Source organism: Chitinimonas violaceus (genome assembly GCF_052601015.1).
Genome location: NZ_JBQXDJ010000187.1, coordinates 1 through 1,025, shown reverse-complemented (window position 1 = coordinate 1,025; position 1,025 = coordinate 1). Strand labels below are relative to the sequence as shown.

At 62.9% G+C, this 1,025-nt stretch carries 1 protein-coding gene; it reads left to right on the top strand.

The features are described from left to right. Positions 1-15 precede the first annotated feature (15 nt). Positions 16-1,025, top strand: a 1,010-nt coding sequence (locus tag ACUHMQ_RS20815) for a hypothetical protein (protein WP_510182284.1), incomplete at its 3' end; no start/stop codon positions are given.

The window sequence follows — 1,025 nt, the reverse complement described above, 5'->3', positions numbered from 1 at the left end:
GGCAGCAGCCAGCGCTTGTCGGGGGTCACCCAGACCGATGGCAGCACATTGCGCTTCAGCTACCAGGAAGTCAGCTCCGGCGACTTCCGTCTCGCCAGCCTCACCGACGCACTGGGCCAGGTCACCCTCTTCAGTTATGACACTACCCAGCGCATCACCACGGTCACTGACCCGCTCGGTCAAACCACCCGTTATACCTGCGACACCCAGGGCCGCTTCACCCAGGTTGAAGGGCCGGAAGTCGAGGGACGCAAACAGAGCTTGCGTTACAACTATGATGCCGACGGCAACCTGAGCCAGACGACCGATGCCCTCGGTAACAGCGTCACTTACACCTATGACACCCAGGGCAATCTGCTCAGCCAGCAGGACAGTGCCGGCGTACGGGTGGATCGGCGTTACGACAGTCTGAATCAGCTGATCGCCGAGACCACCTACCGCCAGACTGACCCCGATGGCGCCGGTCCCGCCCAGGCCAGTGGGGCGCAAACTACCCGCTATGTGTACGACGACAAGCAGAACCTGCGCTTTGTCCTGATCCCCACCGGGCGGGTCACCGAATACCGTTACGACGGCTTTGGGCAACGCAGCAGCCAGCTGGCTTACAGCCAGGCGCTGTATGACATCAGTGCCCTGGGGATCGACGCCACACCCACCCTGGCCCAGTTGAGCACCTGGGTAACCGCCCACAGCAACGCGCAGGTCAGCCGGGAAGACTATGCCTATGACGGCCGCGGTGGTTTACACACCACCACCCGCTTCGGCAGTGTCAATGCGCAAGGTGTGGGTATCGCGACCGATGCCACCATCACTCGCCACACTTACGACCTGTCGGGCCGGGTATTGACCCAGCTGGAAGTCGGCAGCGGCCGCCAGCAGACCCATGGCTATGACGGCCTGGGCCGCTTGCTCAGCACCCTGGACAGTGCCGCCCCAGCGACCACCATCACCCGCCAGTACGATGAAGCGGGCAAGACACTGACGCTGACCCAGGTCAATGGGCGTGTCGATACCCAGAGCTACGA